17 protein-coding genes are annotated in these 19,197 nt (G+C 37.2%); 8 read left to right on the top strand and 9 right to left on the bottom strand.

Annotated features, from left to right (window positions below; genetic code table 11):
- Positions 1 to 71: 71 nt before the first annotated feature.
- Positions 72 to 2,699: an MGH1-like glycoside hydrolase domain-containing protein gene (locus ABVM52_RS12295; protein WP_405380900.1), complete on the bottom strand. Its 2,628-nt coding sequence runs from the start codon at positions 2,697 to 2,699 to the stop codon at positions 72 to 74.
- 358 nt (positions 2,700 to 3,057) lie between these two features.
- On the opposite strand from ABVM52_RS12295, the gene ABVM52_RS12290 reads away from it, so the two are divergent.
- The 4 genes from ABVM52_RS12290 (at position 3,058) to ppgK (ending at position 7,068) form a co-directional block, all read left to right on the top strand.
- Positions 3,058 to 4,032: a formylglycine-generating enzyme family protein gene (locus ABVM52_RS12290; RefSeq protein WP_405380898.1), complete on the top strand. Its 975-nt coding sequence runs from the start codon at positions 3,058 to 3,060 to the stop codon at positions 4,030 to 4,032.
- 27 nt (positions 4,033 to 4,059) lie between these two features.
- Complete coding sequence (locus tag ABVM52_RS12285; protein ID WP_405380896.1) at positions 4,060 to 5,406, top strand: Gfo/Idh/MocA family protein; 1,347 nt, start codon at positions 4,060 to 4,062, stop codon at positions 5,404 to 5,406.
- A 466-nt stretch (positions 5,407 to 5,872) separates the two neighbouring features.
- A complete protein-coding gene (locus tag ABVM52_RS12280) occupies positions 5,873 to 6,181 on the top strand; it encodes a hypothetical protein (protein WP_405380894.1) in 309 nt (102 codons plus the stop codon).
- 131 nt (positions 6,182 to 6,312) lie between these two features.
- Positions 6,313 to 7,068 carry a polyphosphate--glucose phosphotransferase gene (ppgK, locus tag ABVM52_RS12275; RefSeq protein WP_405380892.1) on the top strand — a complete coding sequence of 252 codons (756 nt, stop codon included), beginning with the start codon at positions 6,313 to 6,315 and terminating at the stop codon, positions 7,066 to 7,068.
- Positions 7,069 to 7,122: 54 nt separating this feature from the next.
- On the opposite strand, the gene ABVM52_RS12270 is transcribed toward ppgK, so the two are convergent.
- The 6 genes from ABVM52_RS12270 to ABVM52_RS12245 all read right to left on the bottom strand — a co-directional run bounded on the left by ABVM52_RS12270 (position 7,123) and on the right by ABVM52_RS12245 (position 12,876).
- On the bottom strand, positions 7,123 to 8,022 hold the full coding sequence (locus ABVM52_RS12270; RefSeq protein ID WP_405380890.1) for a DUF6503 family protein: 900 nt from the start codon (positions 8,020 to 8,022) through the stop codon (positions 7,123 to 7,125).
- Between the two features lie 34 nt (positions 8,023 to 8,056).
- Complete coding sequence (locus ABVM52_RS12265; protein WP_405380888.1) at positions 8,057 to 8,845, bottom strand: SDR family NAD(P)-dependent oxidoreductase; 789 nt, start codon at positions 8,843 to 8,845, stop codon at positions 8,057 to 8,059.
- A gap of 290 nt (positions 8,846 to 9,135) precedes the next feature.
- Positions 9,136 to 10,938, bottom strand: coding sequence for a translational GTPase TypA (gene typA / locus ABVM52_RS12260; RefSeq protein WP_405380887.1), 1,803 nt, complete (start codon positions 10,936 to 10,938; stop codon positions 9,136 to 9,138).
- Positions 10,939 to 11,046: 108 nt separating this feature from the next.
- Positions 11,047 to 11,589 carry a hypothetical protein gene (locus tag ABVM52_RS12255; RefSeq protein WP_405380886.1) on the bottom strand — a complete coding sequence of 181 codons (543 nt, stop codon included), beginning with the start codon at positions 11,587 to 11,589 and terminating at the stop codon, positions 11,047 to 11,049.
- Between the two features lie 50 nt (positions 11,590 to 11,639).
- Positions 11,640 to 12,221: a hypothetical protein gene (locus ABVM52_RS12250; protein ID WP_405380885.1), complete on the bottom strand. Its 582-nt coding sequence runs from the start codon at positions 12,219 to 12,221 to the stop codon at positions 11,640 to 11,642.
- An 88-nt stretch (positions 12,222 to 12,309) separates the two neighbouring features.
- Positions 12,310 to 12,876, bottom strand: coding sequence for a hypothetical protein (locus ABVM52_RS12245; RefSeq protein WP_405380883.1), 567 nt, complete (start codon positions 12,874 to 12,876; stop codon positions 12,310 to 12,312).
- 83 nt (positions 12,877 to 12,959) lie between these two features.
- Between ABVM52_RS12245 and kdsA the strand changes: the two genes are divergently transcribed.
- Positions 12,960 to 13,778, top strand: a complete 819-nt coding sequence (gene kdsA, locus ABVM52_RS12240; RefSeq protein ID WP_159303215.1) for a 3-deoxy-8-phosphooctulonate synthase — start codon at positions 12,960 to 12,962, stop codon at positions 13,776 to 13,778.
- A gap of 16 nt (positions 13,779 to 13,794) precedes the next feature.
- Positions 13,795 to 14,331 (top strand): hypothetical protein, encoded by a 537-nt coding sequence (locus ABVM52_RS12235; protein WP_405380881.1) that lies wholly within the window; start codon positions 13,795 to 13,797, stop codon positions 14,329 to 14,331.
- A gap of 22 nt (positions 14,332 to 14,353) precedes the next feature.
- Here the strand turns inward: ABVM52_RS12235 and ABVM52_RS12230 are convergent, their stop codons facing one another.
- Positions 14,354 to 14,734 carry a DUF1801 domain-containing protein gene (locus tag ABVM52_RS12230; RefSeq protein ID WP_405380879.1) on the bottom strand — a complete coding sequence of 127 codons (381 nt, stop codon included), beginning with the start codon at positions 14,732 to 14,734 and terminating at the stop codon, positions 14,354 to 14,356.
- A gap of 85 nt (positions 14,735 to 14,819) precedes the next feature.
- Between ABVM52_RS12230 and ABVM52_RS12225 the strand changes: the two genes are divergently transcribed.
- The gene (locus ABVM52_RS12225) at positions 14,820 to 15,722 is read left to right on the top strand and encodes a phospholipase A (RefSeq protein WP_405380877.1); all 903 of its coding nucleotides are present in this window, start codon (positions 14,820 to 14,822) and stop codon (positions 15,720 to 15,722) included.
- Positions 15,723 to 15,742: 20 nt separating this feature from the next.
- Here the strand turns inward: ABVM52_RS12225 and ABVM52_RS12220 are convergent, their stop codons facing one another.
- Positions 15,743 to 16,732: a helix-turn-helix domain-containing protein gene (locus ABVM52_RS12220; RefSeq protein ID WP_405380875.1), complete on the bottom strand. Its 990-nt coding sequence runs from the start codon at positions 16,730 to 16,732 to the stop codon at positions 15,743 to 15,745.
- Between the two features lie 80 nt (positions 16,733 to 16,812).
- Here ABVM52_RS12220 and ABVM52_RS12215 point away from each other — a divergent pair, with 80 nt between their 5' ends.
- Positions 16,813 to 19,146 (top strand): TonB-dependent siderophore receptor, encoded by a 2,334-nt coding sequence (locus ABVM52_RS12215; RefSeq protein ID WP_405380873.1) that lies wholly within the window; start codon positions 16,813 to 16,815, stop codon positions 19,144 to 19,146.
- Positions 19,147 to 19,197 lie beyond the last annotated feature (51 nt).

Below are 19,197 nucleotides of genomic sequence, written 5' to 3'. Positions count from 1 at the left end.
ATTTAATTAGATGAGGCTATGAAAAAGCACATAGCCCGTTCTCTAATATACAATATTTTAAATGAAGAAAACTACGAATGCTGTTCCAACTCCATTATAAGGTTGGCAATTAAGGCTGTCCACCCCGTTTGGTGCGCTGCGCCCAACCCTTTACCGGAGTCGCCATCAAAAAACTCGTAAAAGAAATGTTCATTTTTAAAGTGTTCATTTTGGGTGAATACGTGATTGGCATCGTCTGAATGATATACATATTTACCATCTTCATTAGCCTCGAACAATTTGATCAATCTTTTGGAAATTTCATTTGCAATCTCGTTCAAGTTCATTTTTACACCAGAACCTGTTGGAAATTCATAGACATACTGCTTGCCGTAAAATGAATAATACTTTCTTAAGGATTGCACAATCATATAATTCAACGGAAGCCAAATAGGTCCACGCCAATTGGAGTTTCCACCGAACATATTGGAGCGACTTTCACCTGACTCATATTGTATTTGGTGATTTCCATTATGCTGAAAAATATACGGATGCTTTTCATGATATTTAGATAGCGAACGTATACCATAATCAGATAAGAATTCATTTTCATCCAATAATCTATGTAGAAGTTTTTCCAATCTAAATCCACGCATGATAGAGAAAAGATAATTCCCATCCGCGTTATATTCCTCAATATTGGATACCAAAGAAGCCAGATCCGGACGTGTTCGTACAATCTCAGCTGCCCTGCTTTTAAAGTTCTTAAGCTCTTCAAATAAATCCTTATGGATAATTTCCACAGCAAACAAGGGTATGATCCCTACCAAGGACCTTACCTTTAATCTATCTGTAGTACCGTTGGACATTTCTACCACATCGTAATAAAAATTGTCCTCATCATCCCATAAAGAGATTTCCTTTTTACCAATATGATGCATGGCCCAGGCAATGTTGAGAAAGTGCTTAAAGAATTTAGCCACACTATCCTCATAAATAGGATTGGTTTTGGCCAATTCCAATGTCATCCTTAGCATGTTAAGGGTAAACATGGCCATCCAACTTGTGGCATCTGCCTGCTGCATGCGGGTGATGCCCTCTGGCATATGATTACGATCAAACACCCCTATATTATCCAAACCTAGAAATCCGCCTTCAAATAGGTTGGTGCCACTTTTATCCTTTTGGTTGACCCACCAGGTAAAATTGACCAGCAGTTTTTGATATGCTTTCTCTAAAAATAACGCATCTCCTTTACCGGTACGCTTTTTATCTTTTTCATAAACGGTCCAAACTGCCCAAGAATGCACAGGCGGATTTACATCGCTAAAATTCCATTCATATGCAGGTATTTGTCCGTTAGGGTGCATATAACTTTCCTTAAGTACAAGAAGCAATTGTTCCTTAGCAAAATAGGGGTCTATTTCTACAAATGACGCCATGTGAAAAGCAAGGTCCCAAGCGGCATACCATGGATACTCCCACTTATCGGGCATGGAAATAACATGTCTATTGGTTAGGTGTTCCCAACGTGTGTTTCGGGTATCCGTTCTATACGGTTTGGGTTCTCCGGGGCCGCCAAAAAGCCATTTAAATACATCATAATAGTAAAACTGCTTGGTCCATAACAAACCAGAGAAAGCTTTTTTGGCAATATCTTGCTGATGGGTAGGAAGATCTTTCTGTAAAATGTCGCCATAAAATTCCTCACACTCCGTTATTCTCTTCGTAAAAATGGCATCAAAATCACTAAAAGGGTCAGCATTTTTCTTTTTGCTCAACCTAACCTTAATTACTTTTTCCTCCCCTGCTTTTAATTTGTATTTATGCCAAACCGCAAACTTAGACCCAGTATTTTCTGGATTTACAGTATCCTTACCATTTACCACATGATTATTTATACCATCTTTTACATAGTCAACTTCATTGGGAACATTATAAATACGCTCATTATTGGTTTCATTTTCACAAAACAACTGCTTACCATTTTCATGATAAAAGTAATACCTACCATTTCTTGTACTTCTAGATTGAACAGCAGTATTGGAAATAGCTTTCATTTCCGGGCGCTCAAAACGATCATTATGCTTCCAAAAATTCCTGAACCACAGATGTGGCAATACGTGAATATTTGCCGCCCTTGATCCCCGGTTTACAACGGTTACTTTCATCAAAACATCACCAACATCTGCCTTGGCGTACTCTATAAAGCAATCAAAATAAGAGTTATTGGAAAATGCTTTGGAATCCAAAATCTCAAATTCCGGTTGTTCTCTGTTCCTGTTTTTATTTTTACGTACAAGCTCTGCGTACGGAAATTTCTTGTGTGGATACTTGTATAGGTATTTGGAATAAGAATGGGTTGGGGTAGAAACTTGATGAAAGTAAAGTTCTTTTACATCTTCCCCATGATTGCCCTCATTATTGGTAAGTCCAAATAAACGCTCTTTTAAAATAGGGTCCTTACCGTTCCAAAATGCAGGAGCCAAACATAGGATTTCCCTAGAATCACAATAACCGCCAATACCTTCTTCACCCCACCTATATGCATTACTACGCGCCTTATCATGAGTAACAAAATCCCAAGCATTGCCATTAGCACTATAATCTTCCCTTACGGTACCCCATTGCCTTTCGGCCAGATAAGGTCCCCATCTTTTCCAGTTCTTGTAATTATCCTCAACAGCTAATCTTTCCTCTTCTGCATTTTTATGGGCCATATGATCTATATGTTTTACAACTATTAAAAATTTCAACCTCTGTTCTGCAATCACCTACGATCAAGAACATAAAAAAGTTGGACAATTTATTATAAACTTAAAAAACAGCAACAAAAATACTACATGTAGTTTCATTTGATTGCTAAACTACATAGGCATTTAAACAGTATTGCCTAAATCACAAAAAAAGCGGTAAAAAACAGCAACATAAAAAATAAAACTGCTATTTCTTATAAACTTATAACACACCGTTTATAATTGTAACGGTTATTTTTCCAAAGAAATCATACAAAAACTATAAGTAAAGACAGCTACGAGCATTAACATTAGTATCCTTCAAAAAATCATATATTTAAGGATGAAAAAAACCTACCGTCTCTTATTCCTGCTTTTTATTATAGGTTTAAGGATTTCACATGCTCAGGATGACACTTTAGAAGATTATGTCCAACCTATTGACGGCACCCAATTACAACTAGAAATGGCCGCGATACCAGCCGGAAGTTTTATGATGGGAAGTCCGGCTTTAGAACCAAATAGAATAGAGGATGAAGGTCCCAAGCATAAGGTAAGTTTACCAGCATTCTATATTTCAAAACATGAAATAACTTGGGAAATCTACAATTTGTTCATAAATAGGACTATAGACAGCATTCAACAAAAAAATAAAGCTACGGACCTTTCTTTAAAGGTAGATGCCGTTGCCGGGGCAACAATACCTTATGTAGACATGAGTTTGGGCATGGGAACCGGTAAAGGCTTACCCGTGGGAAATGTGACCCATTATGCCGCATCTCAATTTTGCAAATGGCTTTCTGCCAAAACAGGTCATTTTTATAGACTGCCTACAGAAGCGGAATGGGAATATAGTGCCCGTGCCGGAACCAACACGGCCTACCATTTTGGTGATGACCCAGCTTTACTAAAGGAATATGCATGGTATTATGAAAATAGCGATGACACCTATCACCCTGTAGGTCAAAAAAAGCCCAATGCATGGGGTTTATATGATATACACGGCAATGTTGCGGAATGGACCTTGGACCAGTATGTACCTGATGTGTATTCTAAAAGAGGTGCCCGTTCCAGTTCCCCATGGGAAGCGTCCAGCAACACCTACCCACACTCGGTACGTGGCGGTTCCTATTATGATGACGCCCAATATTTACGAAGTGCCGCTAGAATGGCCTCTACTGAAAATTGGAAAATGAGGGACCCACAATTTCCAAAGAGTATATGGTGGAATACAGATTCCCCATTCGTAGGATTTAGAGTAGTAAGAGCCCTCAACATACCTACTGAAACCGAAATTAAAAAATATTGGGGCGAATAGCCTAGTTAAACCTTAAACCAAAACATCATGACCAATTCAAAAAATGACAATCAAGAAAAAAGCGAAAACTCTAGACGTGGATTTTGTAAAAATACGGCACTTGTAGGTGCAGGATTGTTACTACCCGGGTTAGAAATTTCAGCAATGGCAAATGTATTGAATGACAAAATGTTAAAACTTGCCGTAATTGGATGTGGAGGTCGTGGTACGGGTGCCGCCAATCAAGCCCTTAAAGCAGACGAAAATATAGAATTGGTGGCAATGGCGGATGCCTTTCAAGATCAATTGGATAAAAGTTTGATGAATCTTCAAAAGGAATTTGAGGGTACCAAAAAAGTAAATGTAAAAGATGCCCATAAATATGTAGGTTTTGATGCCTACAAAAAAGCTATTGATCAAGCCGATGTTATAATTTTAGCCACACCACCAGGATTTAGGCCCTACCATTTTGAATATGCCATTAATGCCGGTAAACATGTGTTCATGGAGAAACCTTGCGCCGTGGATGCCCCAGGAATTAGAAAAGTTTTGGAAATGGGCAAGATAGCCAAGGAAAAAAAGCTAAATGTAGTGGTGGGCCTACAACGTCATTACCAAAATAATTATTTGGCCATAGCCGATAAAATTAAACAAGGCGATGTGGGCAAAATTGTATCTGGACAAGTGTACTGGAATAGTGCAGGAGTTTGGGTTAGACCCCGTAAGGAAGGACAAACAGAACTGGAATACCAAATGCGTAATTGGTATTACTTTAATTGGTTGTGTGGAGACCATATCCTGGAACAACATATTCATAATATAGACGTGGCCAATTGGTTTATTGGCGAGTACCCTATTTCAGCACAGGGTATGGGTGGAAGATTGGTACGGACAGGAAAAGACCATGGCGAAATTTTTGACCATCATTTTGTAGAGTTTACCTACCCTAGTGGGGCTGTCATTGCCAGTCAGTGCCGTCACCAGCCAGGTACATGGTCCAAGGTGGGTGAAAATTTCCAAGGAACAAAGGGAAGTATTGAAATGAGGGATGCAGGTGCAGCCAGTATTATTGGTCTGGATGGTGAAAAAATGTTCGACTACCGTAATAGAAATGACCCTAACCCTTATCAAGTGGAGCACGATAGGTTATTCTCTGCCATAAGGAACAATGAAGTTATAAGCGATACGGAGAATGGAGCAAAAAGTACCTTGACAGCAATCATGGGACGTATGGCTACCTACTCCGGTAAAATTATTACATGGGAAGATGCCATGGCCTCCCAGAAACAAATTATGCCTAGTGAGCTTACTTGGGATGCTACACCACCAACCGTACCAAATGCAGATGGTTTTTATCCTATACCCACACCAGGAGTTACCAATGTGCTGAGTTAAGTTTTAAACAATCTCCTTTGCATCAAACAATGGTAGGTGATAGCTTCAATAATCCATCACCTACCATAATATTCATCATAATACCTAACCAGACTGGTATTTTCAGGTCTTTGGTCCATTTTTTTATGTGTGATGAATCTCAACAAAACTGGTAGATACCTCTTTACTAGACCCAGCAGATGGTACAATTATGGTTTAGAAAGGTTAAGTTATGGTATCCTTCATAAATTTTATTCCTAAATAAGTAATATTGCTACTTGTTTCAGGCTGCATCTCTAAGCCATTGCCCAGTGCAGGTTAAATTAGCACACTGTAAATCAAAAACTTAGAACACTAAAAAAACATTCATAATAAAATGATAAAAAAAATCGTTATTCAAATATTTAGATTTCATTTGTATGGATATTTCAACTAAAAAAAAGATTTGAAAATCAACAAAAAAAATCATTAACTAAACGTATAAAAAATGAAATCAATTGTAGCAGTACTGTTTCTTACCCTAACTTCATTAACCAGTATATATAGCCAAGATGCAGAAAAAATGGATGCAACATATGTTGGCTATGAAGATGGTGTGTATGTCTTTACCGACAATGACGGATACAGGGCAGAATTCAGTACTATTTCCGATGAGGCAAGCAAAATGTATGATCTAACCGATCCTATGTATGTTGGCAAACAATTTATCCTCACTTTTACGGTAGACACCGAAATAGATGAAGATGATGAAGAGGTGCAGGTAAGTACTATTGTTACGCTAATGATGCCACAATAAATTTAAAAGGACCTAAGGTCCTTTTTTTATACCCTTATTTTAATGGCACTTATACTATAATCGCATTAAAAATACAACTTCAAAGAGCGGAAACTTTTTTGTTTCTTTGTATTTCAATAATAAATTTTAAAATGACTTTACTAGGTATTGATGTAGGAGGATCAGGTATTAAAGGCGCATTGGTAGATGGAGAAACAGGTAAAATGATTTCTGAACGCTATAGAATACCTACCCCAAAACCTAGAACCCCAGATGCAATGACCGATGTTATTGCTGAAATTGTTGCCCATTTTGATCATAAAGGAAAAGTTGGTTGTGGGTTCCCCACTATTATAAAGAACGGGGTATGTAAAGCTACTGGAAACTTAGACCCAAGTTGGTTAGGGGTTAATGTGGAAAAAGTATTGGAAAAGAAAACCGGATTGGACTTTACGGTCATTAATGATGCAGATGCCGCCGGATATGCTACAATGAATTATGGCACCGGAAAAGGTGAAAAAGGTTTGGTCATAATGATTACCATTGGTACCGGACTAGGAAGCGGTGCTTTTTTGGATGGGAGATTGATACCTAATTTTGAATTGGGTCAAATACCTTATAAAAAATACGAAAAAATAGAAAAATGGGCAGCTGGTTCCGCCAAGGATAAAGAAGGCCTTTCCTATAAAAAATGGGGTAAGCGATTCAACACCTTTTTAGAATATGTTGAATTAATAGTCTCTCCAAATTTAATTATTTTAGGTGGTGGGGCATCAAAGGATTTTGACCAGTTTAAATCTCAAATAAAAATCGAGACTAAGGTAATCCCGGCCAAACTACAGAACCACGCCGGAATCATAGGAGCAGCAGTTGCCTCTTTACACAAAATAATAAATGAAGCCTTATAAAAAAATCCCAAAGTTACCTTTGGGATTTTTTTTTGCTTTTAGTTTAACCACCAATTAGTTCAATATCTTAGCATCTGCAGGTGCATTAAAAAAGTCTTTGGGCAGATTTTTCTCAAAAGAGACATCTGTAAAATCAATTTTAGTAATGTACTCCCCTGGCTGATTACCATCAACCGTCCAATACGTTTTAAATCCGCCTGGCATGGTAATTCCGTCTACAGTTTGCTCCCCAATAAATTCAGTGAACTTCTCAGGAGCGTGACCACCATCTTTAAAATACTCAGGGTAAGAAACAATGTAACGCATAACCCCAATTTTATTGGTTTGCTTATGTACATATAAAATATAGTAATCGTCTGGCGCATCACCGGTACCGGCATCAAAAGTTACCTTAACCACATTGTAATCTTGTTCTTTGAACGTAGTTGGTTCTAACAGCTCTAGGTTTACCCCTTCCCCACTTAAAACAAACGGATGCCCAACAAACCATATTGGTGTAAGCGCCCAAAATTTGGTGTCGTATACAAAAGCGGTACTATCTTTTGCCTTTACCCAAGCCTTTTCACCTGTCCAACCAAATTTAGCGGTATCATCTGTTGTACTTGTATGCACTGCACGATTGCTCCAAGTATCTACCGTTTGGTAACTATCTCTTTGCGTTTTCCCGTTTAAAGGCTGATAATTAAAACGAAATGAAATTGGACCGTTAGCATACCAAGTATCTAAACCACCATGGGCTTCCATCGCACTCCATATTACTTTTCCGGCATCAGTTGCGTTTAATTTTTCTTTCGCTTTTTCTACTCTGGAGTTTATCCATGAATCTGGATATGATATAACAGTTGTTTCAGCAACCACTTCTTTGGCTGGTTCATTGACCGATTTTGGAGTTTCCTTACAGGATATTACTACTGCAAATACTGATAAAATAGATAATTTGTAAATTAATTTCATAATTGTGTGCCGTTAGTTTATTTCCCAGAAGAAATCACACGGCTTTATGATCTAAACTGGCAGTTTTTCGTTCCTCATAACTTTCGGCAACCTTTTTATCCAATTCTTCCGGTGCCTCAAAATTCAAGGTATTTTCCTTGAGTCGTTCCTCTCCTCCAAAAATTACTTGTATTTCTTTATTAAATAAACCTTCCAATGAGCGCTCCGCAACATATTCAGGAGCATCCATTTTTCTGCCCTTAAATTTTTGCATCATTTCGGTATCCGTAGCTGTTGGAAAAGCACAGGTAACCGATACCTTAAAAGGAGCCAATTCCCGCCTCATAGAATCTGAGAACTGACGAATTGCGGCTTTAGTACTACCATAAACCGCATAGAAAGGCATACCGATCAATCCCAGTCCCGATGAAATATTCAAGATATAAGCATCTTCTGAAAACTTCAATAATGGAATACAGTACTTTGTCAATAACATGACCGCAGTAAGGTTAACGGCAACCTGATCGTACAAATCTTCATCCTGAATATCTTCTAAAGGACCGGCAGCAACAATGCCAGCATTATTGATCAAAATATCAAGATGACCCCATTTATCTTCAATTCGTGCAGCAGCATCACGCAACACTTGAATATTAGCGACATCACCAGCCATTCTAAGAAAATTAACCTCTGGAAATTCTTCCGATAACTGCTTTAGATTACCCTTATCACGAGCTATTACCGCTATATTGGTTACACCATTTTTTATAAGGTGTTGAACCATACATTTTCCAATACCACGAGTACCCCCTGTAATAAGTACATTTTTACCTTTTAGTTGCATAATTATTTAGTTTGAGTTGAGTTAAATTTTCACTTTAAATTAGATAAATTTCCGTGTAGAAACGAAGAAAATTGCAGGATGAACACATTATTAAGGAAGTAGGAAAATCTATCTTAAAATTTTGCGTTTTTCTTAGTTAATAGCGGTTAATCGCCAATAAAACAACTACGTAAGAATGCAACATTTCCATTTAATACTCAAACTCATCACCTTAAAACAAAAAAGCCACCTTTATTAAGGTGGCTTTTAAACTATAAAGCAAGCAAGTATCTTAAATAAGAGACGTTAACTTATGCTATTTTGTTACGCTTACGCTCGTTCTCGGTTAAGTAGATTTTACGAAGACGTAAAAACTTAGGAGTAACCTCAACATACTCATCTTTCTGAATATATTCCAATGCCTCTTCTAATGAAAACTTAATTGCAGGAACAATTTTAGCTTTATCATCTGCACCGGAAGAACGTACGTTAGACAATTTTTTGGTTTTAGTAATGTTCACGGTCATATCATCTCCACGAGAGTTTTCACCAATGACCTGACCTTCATAAATATCTTCACCCGGATCAACAAAGAACTTACCTCTATCTTGTAATTTATCAATAGAATAAGGAATTGCTTTTCCTGTTTCCATAGAAACCAAAGAACCGTTTTGTCTTTGTGGAATATCTCCCTTCATTGGTTGGTACTCCAAGAAACGGTGTGCCATAATAGCCTCACCAGCCGTAGCGGTCAACAATTGGTTACGAAGACCAATAATACCTCTAGAAGGAATTATAAACTCGCAAACCATACGCTCACCTTTAGCCTCCATACTGGTCATTTCACCTTTACGCATAGAAACCATCTCAACAGCTTTACCTGAAACTGCTTCTGGTAAATCTATCGTCAATGCCTCTACCGGCTCACATTTAACACCATCAATTTCTTTGATGATAACTTGTGGCTGACCAATTTGTAATTCGTATCCTTCACGACGCATTGTCTCGATTAAAACCGAAAGGTGCAATACCCCACGACCGAATACTAAAAACTTATCTGCACTATCCGTTTCGTTTACACGTAACGCCAAGTTCTTTTCCAATTCTTTTTGAAGTCTATCGTTGATATGACGAGAAGTAACGAATTTACCATCTTTACCAAAGAACGGACTATCGTTAATGGTAAACAACATACTCATGGTAGGCTCATCGATCGCAATAGTTTTTAACGCTTCAGGATTTTCAAAATCGGCAACCGTATCACCAATTTCAAAACCTTCAACACCAACCAATGCACAAATATCGCCCGTTTCTACTTCTTGTACTTTTTTACGGCCAAGACCTTCAAAAACATATAATTCCTTTATTTTGGACTTCACGATAGAACCATCGCGCTTTACCAAGGAAATTTGCTGATTTTCTTTCAAAGTTCCTCGTTGTAATCTACCAATAGCGATTCTACCTGTAAATGAAGAGAAATCCAAAGAAGTAATCAACATTTGAGTATTTCCTTCTTTTGGTTCAAAAGTTGGAATATGCTCAATTACCATATCCAATAAAGGCTCAATGTTTTCAGTTTCATTCTGCCAATCGGTACTCATCCAGTTGTTCTTTGCAGAACCGTATACCGTAGGGAAGTCCAATTGCCATTCTTCAGCACCTAGTTCAAACATCAAATCGAAAACTTTTTCATGTACCTCTTCTGGAGTACAGTTTTCCTTATCCACTTTATTGATTACCAAACAAGGCTTTAAACCAAGATCGATTGCTTTTTGAAGTACAAAACGTGTTTGTGGCATAGGTCCTTCAAAAGCATCTACCAACAACAAAACACCATCTGCCATATTCAATACACGCTCAACTTCACCACCAAAATCGGCGTGACCAGGAGTATCAATAATATTGATCTTAGTATCCTTATATATAACGGAAACGTTCTTGGAAGTAATGGTAATACCACGTTCTCTTTCCAAGTCGTTATTATCCAAAATTAAATCACCTGTATTCTCGTTTTCACGAAACAAGCTACAGTGGTACATTATTTTGTCTACCAAGGTGGTCTTACCGTGGTCAACGTGCGCAATGATCGCAATATTCTTTGTAGTAGTGGACATAAGGTCTTATTTAAGCGTGCAAAGATACTTCAAATATTCATAGCTACACTTAATCTTATGTTATTTTTATCTTATTGATTTTGAGCAGGTTCAAGAAACAGAATACACTTATTTTCTACCACCAACGACCCAACCTAATCTTAGGTCAACCAAAAGACCCGTAACCTTATCAAATTCATTGATAAAAACACCGGGGCCAAAGGCCAAGCTCCAATAAAATCCTTTTTTATAGGTTCGCTGAAGACCATACACGATTGCCGCGTTATAATAATAATCAGAAGCATATTCCAAATTACCGATCAATGGAGTGCCAAACTGAAATTGATTTAAGAAAGAAATGTAATTTCCAGAATTCCCCGATATATTTTTTCTTTTTCGCAAACGCCTTTCAAAATTGAGGTAATGTCTAAAATCTACCGCCAGTCCAGGGTATATTCCAAATTCGGTTTCAACGTTAGATGCTCCTCTCAAAGCAAAACCTATAATGGCCTCTGCATTGATAGTGGTGGTATTCCCCACTCCTATTTCATAAGACACCCCTGGTAATAAGGCATTAATTTTAAAGATGCCGTCTTCCACTTGTTTATTCGACTGAGCAATTACACAAGCGGCGGACATAAGAATTGCTGTTAAGCAAATAATTTTTTTCATGATTTCATTTTGGTTTGGTTATCTGGAAGTATATCAAATATCAGACCAGTTTAATCAAACGTAGGTTTTCTAGATTTTCTTTTTGTAGCCACCCAGCCAAAGGTAAAACCTATTAGTGGCCCATAACCGCTTGGAACCCCATCGCCTTTATAATATCCTCCACCTAGTTCCACATTAAAATTAAAACCTTTTGGATATGTACGTTGAATACCGTAAACCATTCCATAAAAACCCAGATTAAAATCATCTGGACCGGTTATATTAGTTGTCAGCCTAGCTTGCGAAAAGAATATGGCCTGTGCGGCAGCAATATAATTTCCCGAATTACCACTTACATTCTTATTACGATCAACACGTCTATTAAAATTATGATAATACCGGTATCTATTGTTCAAGGCCAAACCAAAGACATAGCCAGGTTCATATGCGGCCATTCCAAGACCAAGGGCAACAGATACACTTTGGTTTCTGAACAAACCCACTTCATAACTTATGCCGGGACTAAATAAATCTAATTTGAATTGGTGTTGTTCGAGATGTACGATACCCGTACCTTTTTCGGAAAAACCCTTGATCTGAGCTTGCGCAGCCGTAACCGATAAAAACAAAAGAATAAGTGTAATTTTTTTCATGCAGATTGATTGATGTTGCAATTAAAACTACATGATTTAAAAAAATAATCACCTGATTTAAAGAAATATTAAGAAAATACTTACGTAGTTAACGACCTACGCACCAGCGTTTTTCACTAATGATAAAACCTATACTTAAGTTGGCCACGGGATAAATACCGCCTTTAAACTGCCCTGCATAATAAGCCGCACCAACATCAACCGAAAAATTGAAACTGGAGTCATAACTGCGCTGTATTCCCGTTACCAGACCGGCATAACCAAAGGCTCCTTTTACAAGTTCATCTTCTATAGTTCTAGGACTAGGAAAAAAAACAGCTGCCGCGGGTGCTATGTAATTAGCGGAGTTACCATAGATCTGTCTTCTATTGCGCTGACGTTTTTCAAAATTGTAGTAATACCGGTACTGTGCGGCAACCGCAGGAAAAATTCCGAATTCACGATATACATCTGGCAACAAGGGGTCTAAGGCAACTTGAATACCCGCTTTAATATCAAAAGTGGTATTGGCACCCAATGCCATTTCATATTCCAAACCAGGATTTATAAGATTGATCTTTACCTGCCTCAATTCACAATTTTTACCAAATTGAGCATGGGCTTTGCCCGTTAGAAGAACAAGCGATATTAAAATTAGAAACTGTTTAATTTTCATTCCTATTTGTGATTTCGACAATCTTATCCTAATAGAACAGTAAGCTTCTTAAAATAGTATCTTTGTTTAAAAATATTCGACGAATGAACCTATCTCTTATACCCCAAATAAAACATACGGACAGTAATAATTTTTTCCTTCTTTCAGGACCTTGTGCCATTGAAGGTGAAGATATGGCCTTACGCATTGCAGAACACATTGTGACCATAACCGACGAGCTTAAAATTCCTTATGTATTCAAAGGAAGTTTTAAAAAAGCCAACCGAAGCAGATTGGATTCCTTTACCGGTATTGGGGATGAAAAGGCATTAAAGATTCTACGTAAGGTTTCTGAAACATTCAAAGTACCTACGGTTACCGATATACACACAGAACAAGACGCTGCAATGGCTGCAGAATATGTAGATGTATTACAGATTCCTGCATTTTTGGCCCGCCAGACAGATTTAGTAGTTGCCGCTGCAGAAACAGGAAAAACGGTCAATATTAAAAAAGGACAATTCATGAGTCCCGAAAGTATGAAGCATGCTGTTAATAAAGTAACCGAAACTGGAAATGAGCAAGCTATCATCACCGACCGCGGCACCATGTTCGGTTACCAAGATATGATCGTTGATTTTAGGGGTGTACCCACAATGAAGCAATTTGCACCAGTGGTATTAGATGTAACGCATTCGTTACAACAGCCTAATCAAACTTCTGGTGTAACAGGTGGTAGACCAGCAATGATCGGTACTATGGCACGCGCAGGTGTTGCAGCAGGTGTTGACGGACTTTTTATAGAAACTCATTTTGATTGTGCCAATGCAAAGAGTGATGGTGCCAACATGCTGGATTTAGGATTAATGAAAAAACTATTGACAGATTTAGTAGCGTTGAGAGCAGTTGTTAATGAGTTTTAGGTAGTTGCCATTTACTTTGAAACAATTAAAAACCATAATCTTAATCATATTATTAATCGTAATTATAGTTGCGCTTGGAATATATATGTCGGATTGGGACTTAACTAATCAAAATCTTATTCCGTGGTTTAATGGTTTTTTGGCTCTAATTGTTATTCTATTAATTGGGACATTCCCGAAAAAGAATTGGCAAAAAACCCTGGTAATTGTTGGACTATTTGCAGTAACCGCAGTCATTGGGTTTAGTCTAATATTTTTCTCTTATTTCAAATGCGATGATAAAATTTCAACAACCTGGGAAATAGGCGAGTACAAAATTTCTTATGGTTACGCCGAGTGTTGGGCTGGATCAGCTCAAGAAGCAAAATATAATTTAGATAAAAGAAAATTAGGTGGAATTTTAAATAAAAGGATTGACACTGTTTGGAAATCGGAAACTGAAAACTTGGTCACTAACAAAACATTCATAGACAATAAAAACTGTGTTATAAAATGTTTGGATGGAAAATATAAATTTGACCTTTGCTCAGAAAAGAGTCTACCTAATCCATAAAACATAGCTGCTATTTGTTTAGCTACGAAATATCCTTCTGCTTATAAAACCCATTTTTACGAACGGAGTAAGCATCTTTTAATACATCAATTAGAATATCGTTATCAATACCTTCAAGTGTACTATAACGTAATGAACGTACTACTTTTCTATTTTCAGAAATTAGTACGTTCAAATGTTTTGTAAGGTGGGCAGAATTCCAAAAAGCAATATCCACGAACTTCTTTTTATGATTGGAATTTAAATAACAAATGGGCGATTTACCAATGTAGCAACACGGAATATTCCATTTAAATTTCATTTCAACGTCTGGCAAGGTTGTTTCGATCATCATTTGCAAATGCATTAATATACCTTTGTATGGTTCCGGTTGATTAAAAATGTAGTTCTCTGCTGGGTTCATATCTATATCAATTGCATTAAGATATCGCACAATTACGACTATGAATTCTAATCAAATATATAATTTTGCCACATTAAAATTCATCATGTATACAAAAACAACTTCAATACTATCCGCATTGTTATTTTTTGCTTGTACTATTTGTTTATCACAAGATAGTGAAGATGACAATTGGTACTTTAACAATAGTAAAAGCTTAACCGAATTATGGGAACTTGATGATGAGCACCATCGTGGTAACTTTATACTTACCTCTTACAAGCCCATTTATATGACCTTAGCCAAATACTCCACCAACCCAAACGAGTTTCCAGTAGCCGAAAATTCAGATAAAGTCTTAGATGAACCCAACAGTTTAAATGCTGTGGAGGCAAAATTTCAGATCAGTTTAAAAACAAAGATTTTCCACAATATGTTAGGCGGTCATATGGACCTTTGGATGGGTTACTCACAAACTGCCTATTGGCAAATTTATAATACCGAGCGATCAAGACCTTTTCGTGAACTCAATTACAAGCCAGAAATTATAGCCAATTTCCCTATTAAATTTCCTATTCTGGGGTTTGATGCAAAAATGGTCGGTGTATCAATAATACATGAATCTAACGGACAATCTGACCCTATTTCTAGAAGTTGGAACCGTATTGCTTTACATGCCGGTTTTGAAAAAGGCAACTGGCAAGTAATGCTCAAACCCTGGTTGCGTTTGGGCAGCAAAATAGATGATAACGAAAACATATCTGATTACATAGGGCGTGGTGAAGCCGATATTACGTATGATTGGGGCAGACAACGCTTTAGAGCCATCGCCCGACACTCCCTAAACTTAGGAGATAAAAGCAGGGGTAGCTTACAATTAAACTGGTCTTTTCCAATACACAAAAACTTTAATGGACATGTACAGTTCTTTGATGGTTATGGAGAGACTTTAATTGACTATAACCACAGACAAACTACGTTAGGCATTGGTGTTTCGTTGATCAATTAACGGTTTTAATACTATACTTGCTATAAAACCGATGTTTTATATTTTTTTGGGCTAGTACCCTCTTGTCGCTTAAAAGCTGCAGAAAAATGGGTCGCATTTTTATAACCTATCTGTTCCGCTATTTCATAAATAGGTAAATCTGTATTCACCAATAATAATTTAGCCTTTTCTATTTTTTGATTGATACTATACTCATGAACCGTTTGCCCAAAAACCCGTAAAAATTCCCTATTCAATACCGTCTTGTTCATACCGACCTCTTTAGACAATTCTGCAACCGAAAAATTGATTTCTAAATGTTGATCGATTTTTTTCTGAACACATAAAAGTTTCTTTACCCTTTGACTACTTTGAATGGAGTTGTTTTTAAAATGCTCTTTTTTGTAATTAGAAACTTGTATGGCCAACATTTCAAAAACCTTCGCTTTTAAATAAATTAGTCTAGCTGTACCTTCAAAATTCAATTTATCAAAAGATTCTAAAATACTCCTCATTTCATTTGAAATGGGAACTATTAAATTATCATCAATAAGTTCTTTTAACTTAATATCATTGAAAAAGCCATGTTTCTTTAAGAATGCGGCAGACAATCTTATTTTGATTTCTTTATAAGTTTTATTTCCGGCTATTTTAGAAGTACCATTGAACGATTTAATATTAGCCATATACGAATCGCCACTCGTTAAAAAAATATCGTCACAATCGGCGACAGATATTACTCGTTCCCCTTCAATTAAAAAAGTGAGTTGCACAAAATCTATTGTCAACTTTTGTTTTAAAACTATATCTGAATGCAGCCTTAAGAACAGTGTAGTAATACTAACATCTTCAAATTGAATTTCATCAATACTACCTTGACCAAATTGCTCTTTTATGCTGTATACCCTATGGTCAATATCATGGTCTTGCCCTACCTCAACGCAATCGGCAATTTCACTATATGAGATTTCTTTCGACTTAGATAAGTCTACAATCTGTACATCTGTAAAATTGCGTCTTTTTTTTACCATTTCACGTCATTCCTAATCCAAGACTAGGTTATAAATTCGCATCAAATTTATTTAGACTAATTAAAAATAACAAATAATAAATGAAGAATCTTTACGCCATACTAACCTTTTTAATATACTCAGTAAGCACATACGCGCAATCTGGGGGACTAGCCGGATTGGTTGTCGATCAAAACAATAAACCACTGGCAAATGTAAATATCTCAATATCACATACAAGTTTAGGTACCACCACGAACGCTAATGGAAGATTCAAAATTACCGACCTGGCATCTGGTTCGTATACCCTAACATTCTCGATTATGGGTCATGAAACCGAGCAAATTTCTGCCAATGTCATTGCCAATAAAGTAACACAAATACAAACAGTTTTATTACCTGAAAAAAGTGAACAATTAAACGAAGTAACGGTACAAGGCCATCATAATAAATATGCCGTAAACACACCATCGTCAACATTGAGGCTAAAAACCGAAGTTGCCAAACTTCCGCAGAACATTCAAATTATAAGTAGTGAACTGCTACAAGACCAACAAGCTACTAGCATAATGGACGGGGTAATCAGAAACGTATCCGGTGTTACTATGTTAGAACACTGGGGGAACTTTGCCAGGGTAAATATGAGAGGATTTAGGTTACCGGCCTTTAGAAACGGATTTAATGTACAAGATTCTTGGGGACCTTTATCTGAAGATATGGCATTTGTAGACCAGATAGAATTTGTAAAAGGACCTGCAGGTTTTATGATGTCTGCCGGTGAACCTGGCGGATTCTATAATGTGGTAACTAAAAAACCGACCGAGAAAACCATTCGTCAAGTTTCCTTTATGGCAGGTAGTTTTGACAATTACCGTGCTACGTTAGATCTTGGTGGTAAAGCAACAGAAAACGGTAAATTATTGTATCGTTTTAACGCCATGTACCAAACATCCGACAGTCATAGAGGTAATGAAGATGCCGAACGTTATGGCTTTGCCCCTGCCCTTACCTACAACCTATCAAAAAAGACATCCGTTACGGCAGAACTAAATGTACAGCAGGCAGAAAGCTATATGGGTGCCGCATATGTTTTTGCTCCAAATGACGATGGTTACGGTAGTTTAGACAGAGATTTTAAATTTACCGATACCAACTACCCAGCATCTGACATTCAAGAAGTTACTTTCTTTGGTACTATAAAACATGATTTTAATAAAGATTGGAGCTGGGAAACAAAGTTCGGCTCTTTACGCTATGATCAAGTAGGAAATTCAACTTGGGTATGGTCTATGGAAGAAAATGGAGATGCCGTAAGATATATTAGTAATTGGGATGCTTTATCCGTTGGAAAATACTTTCAAAGTTATATTTCCGGAGCATTTAAAACCGGTGGTATCACCCATAAGCTACTTGGAGGATTTGACTACAGCCAAAAAGAATACTGGGCAGATTTCAATCAATTTGCCATTTCCGATACCGAACAGCCATTTAATATTTACAACCCTGTTTACGGTAATACCGAACTACCTGTTTTTGAAAAATCTATACCTGTACAATACAGGGACAACATCTACAATTACGGTGGCATTAACCGTTCTGTATACCTACAAGATGAAATTGGTTTCTTTAATGACAAAGCCCGATTAACGCTTGCCGGTAGATATACACATTTATTTACAAGAGGTAAAGACGAAACAGATTCAAAAGTTACCCCGCGTATAGGTTTAAGTGTAGATATACTACCAACCTTAACCGCATACGGACTTTATGACCGTTCATTCATTGGTCAAAGCGGTGTTAGTTTTAGTGGTGAAGCATTTGACCCAGTTGATGCCAATGATATAGAAGGAGGTTTAAAAAAGAGTTTCTTCAATGGTAGGTTAAGAACATCTTTGGGCGCCTACCAGATTACCAAACAAAACGTATTGGTGACGGATCCAGAGAATCCTAATTTCTCTATACAATTAGGTGAAATACAATCAAAAGGTATCGAGTTTGATTTGCAGGGCGAAATTACTCCCGAGTTAAACCTTATTCTTAACTACGCCAATACCAATGTTGAAATTACGGAAGACACCGACCCAGAAAACATTGGTCAACGTGTAGCCGGTCATGCCAAACACATAACCAACGGATGGCTTAACTATAAATTCTCAAACGATTCAAAATTACATGGGTTTGGTGGTTCATTAGGCTATCAATATCAAATTGATCGTTCTACTTGGTCTTGGGGTGCAGATAATGAATCTCAATTACCAGACTATTTTAGGCTAGATGGTGCCTTGTCTTGGAGCAATGACAAATTTAGAGTACAACTAAACATAAACAACATACTAGATGAATACCTCTATTCTGGCTCTAATTATGCCACATATTTATACTGGCAGTCAGAACCTGGCATCAATGGTAGGGTAACTGTAACCTACAATTTTTAGAAAATACTAAGACAGTTTTTGTTGAGTTAGTTCAAATTGGTTATCCCTCAG

This window comes from Maribacter sp. LLG6340-A2, assembly GCF_045057105.1.
Lineage (GTDB): Bacteria > Bacteroidota > Bacteroidia > Flavobacteriales > Flavobacteriaceae > Maribacter.
This window is presented reverse-complemented; position numbering and strand designations above follow the sequence as displayed.

Coding starts and splice junctions, on each gene's coding strand:
- ABVM52_RS12295 (WP_405380900.1), bottom strand. CDS start 2,699: ATGGCCCATAAAAATGCAGAAGAGGAAAGATTAGCTGTTGAGGATAAT.
- ABVM52_RS12290 (WP_405380898.1), top strand. CDS start 3,058: ATGAAAAAAACCTACCGTCTCTTATTCCTGCTTTTTATTATAGGTTTA.
- ABVM52_RS12285 (WP_405380896.1), top strand. CDS start 4,060: ATGACCAATTCAAAAAATGACAATCAAGAAAAAAGCGAAAACTCTAGA.
- ABVM52_RS12280 (WP_405380894.1), top strand. CDS start 5,873: ATGAAATCAATTGTAGCAGTACTGTTTCTTACCCTAACTTCATTAACC.
- ppgK (WP_405380892.1), top strand. CDS start 6,313: ATGACTTTACTAGGTATTGATGTAGGAGGATCAGGTATTAAAGGCGCA.
- ABVM52_RS12270 (WP_405380890.1), bottom strand. CDS start 8,022: ATGAAATTAATTTACAAATTATCTATTTTATCAGTATTTGCAGTAGTA.
- ABVM52_RS12265 (WP_405380888.1), bottom strand. CDS start 8,845: ATGCAACTAAAAGGTAAAAATGTACTTATTACAGGGGGTACTCGTGGT.
- typA (WP_405380887.1), bottom strand. CDS start 10,938: ATGTCCACTACTACAAAGAATATTGCGATCATTGCGCACGTTGACCAC.
- ABVM52_RS12255 (WP_405380886.1), bottom strand. CDS start 11,589: ATGAAAAAAATTATTTGCTTAACAGCAATTCTTATGTCCGCCGCTTGT.
- ABVM52_RS12250 (WP_405380885.1), bottom strand. CDS start 12,221: ATGAAAAAAATTACACTTATTCTTTTGTTTTTATCGGTTACGGCTGCG.
- ABVM52_RS12245 (WP_405380883.1), bottom strand. CDS start 12,876: ATGAAAATTAAACAGTTTCTAATTTTAATATCGCTTGTTCTTCTAACG.
- kdsA (WP_159303215.1), top strand. CDS start 12,960: ATGAACCTATCTCTTATACCCCAAATAAAACATACGGACAGTAATAAT.
- ABVM52_RS12230 (WP_405380879.1), bottom strand. CDS start 14,734: ATGAACCCAGCAGAGAACTACATTTTTAATCAACCGGAACCATACAAA.
- ABVM52_RS12225 (WP_405380877.1), top strand. CDS start 14,820: ATGTATACAAAAACAACTTCAATACTATCCGCATTGTTATTTTTTGCT.
- ABVM52_RS12220 (WP_405380875.1), bottom strand. CDS start 16,732: ATGGTAAAAAAAAGACGCAATTTTACAGATGTACAGATTGTAGACTTA.
- ABVM52_RS12215 (WP_405380873.1), top strand. CDS start 16,813: ATGAAGAATCTTTACGCCATACTAACCTTTTTAATATACTCAGTAAGC.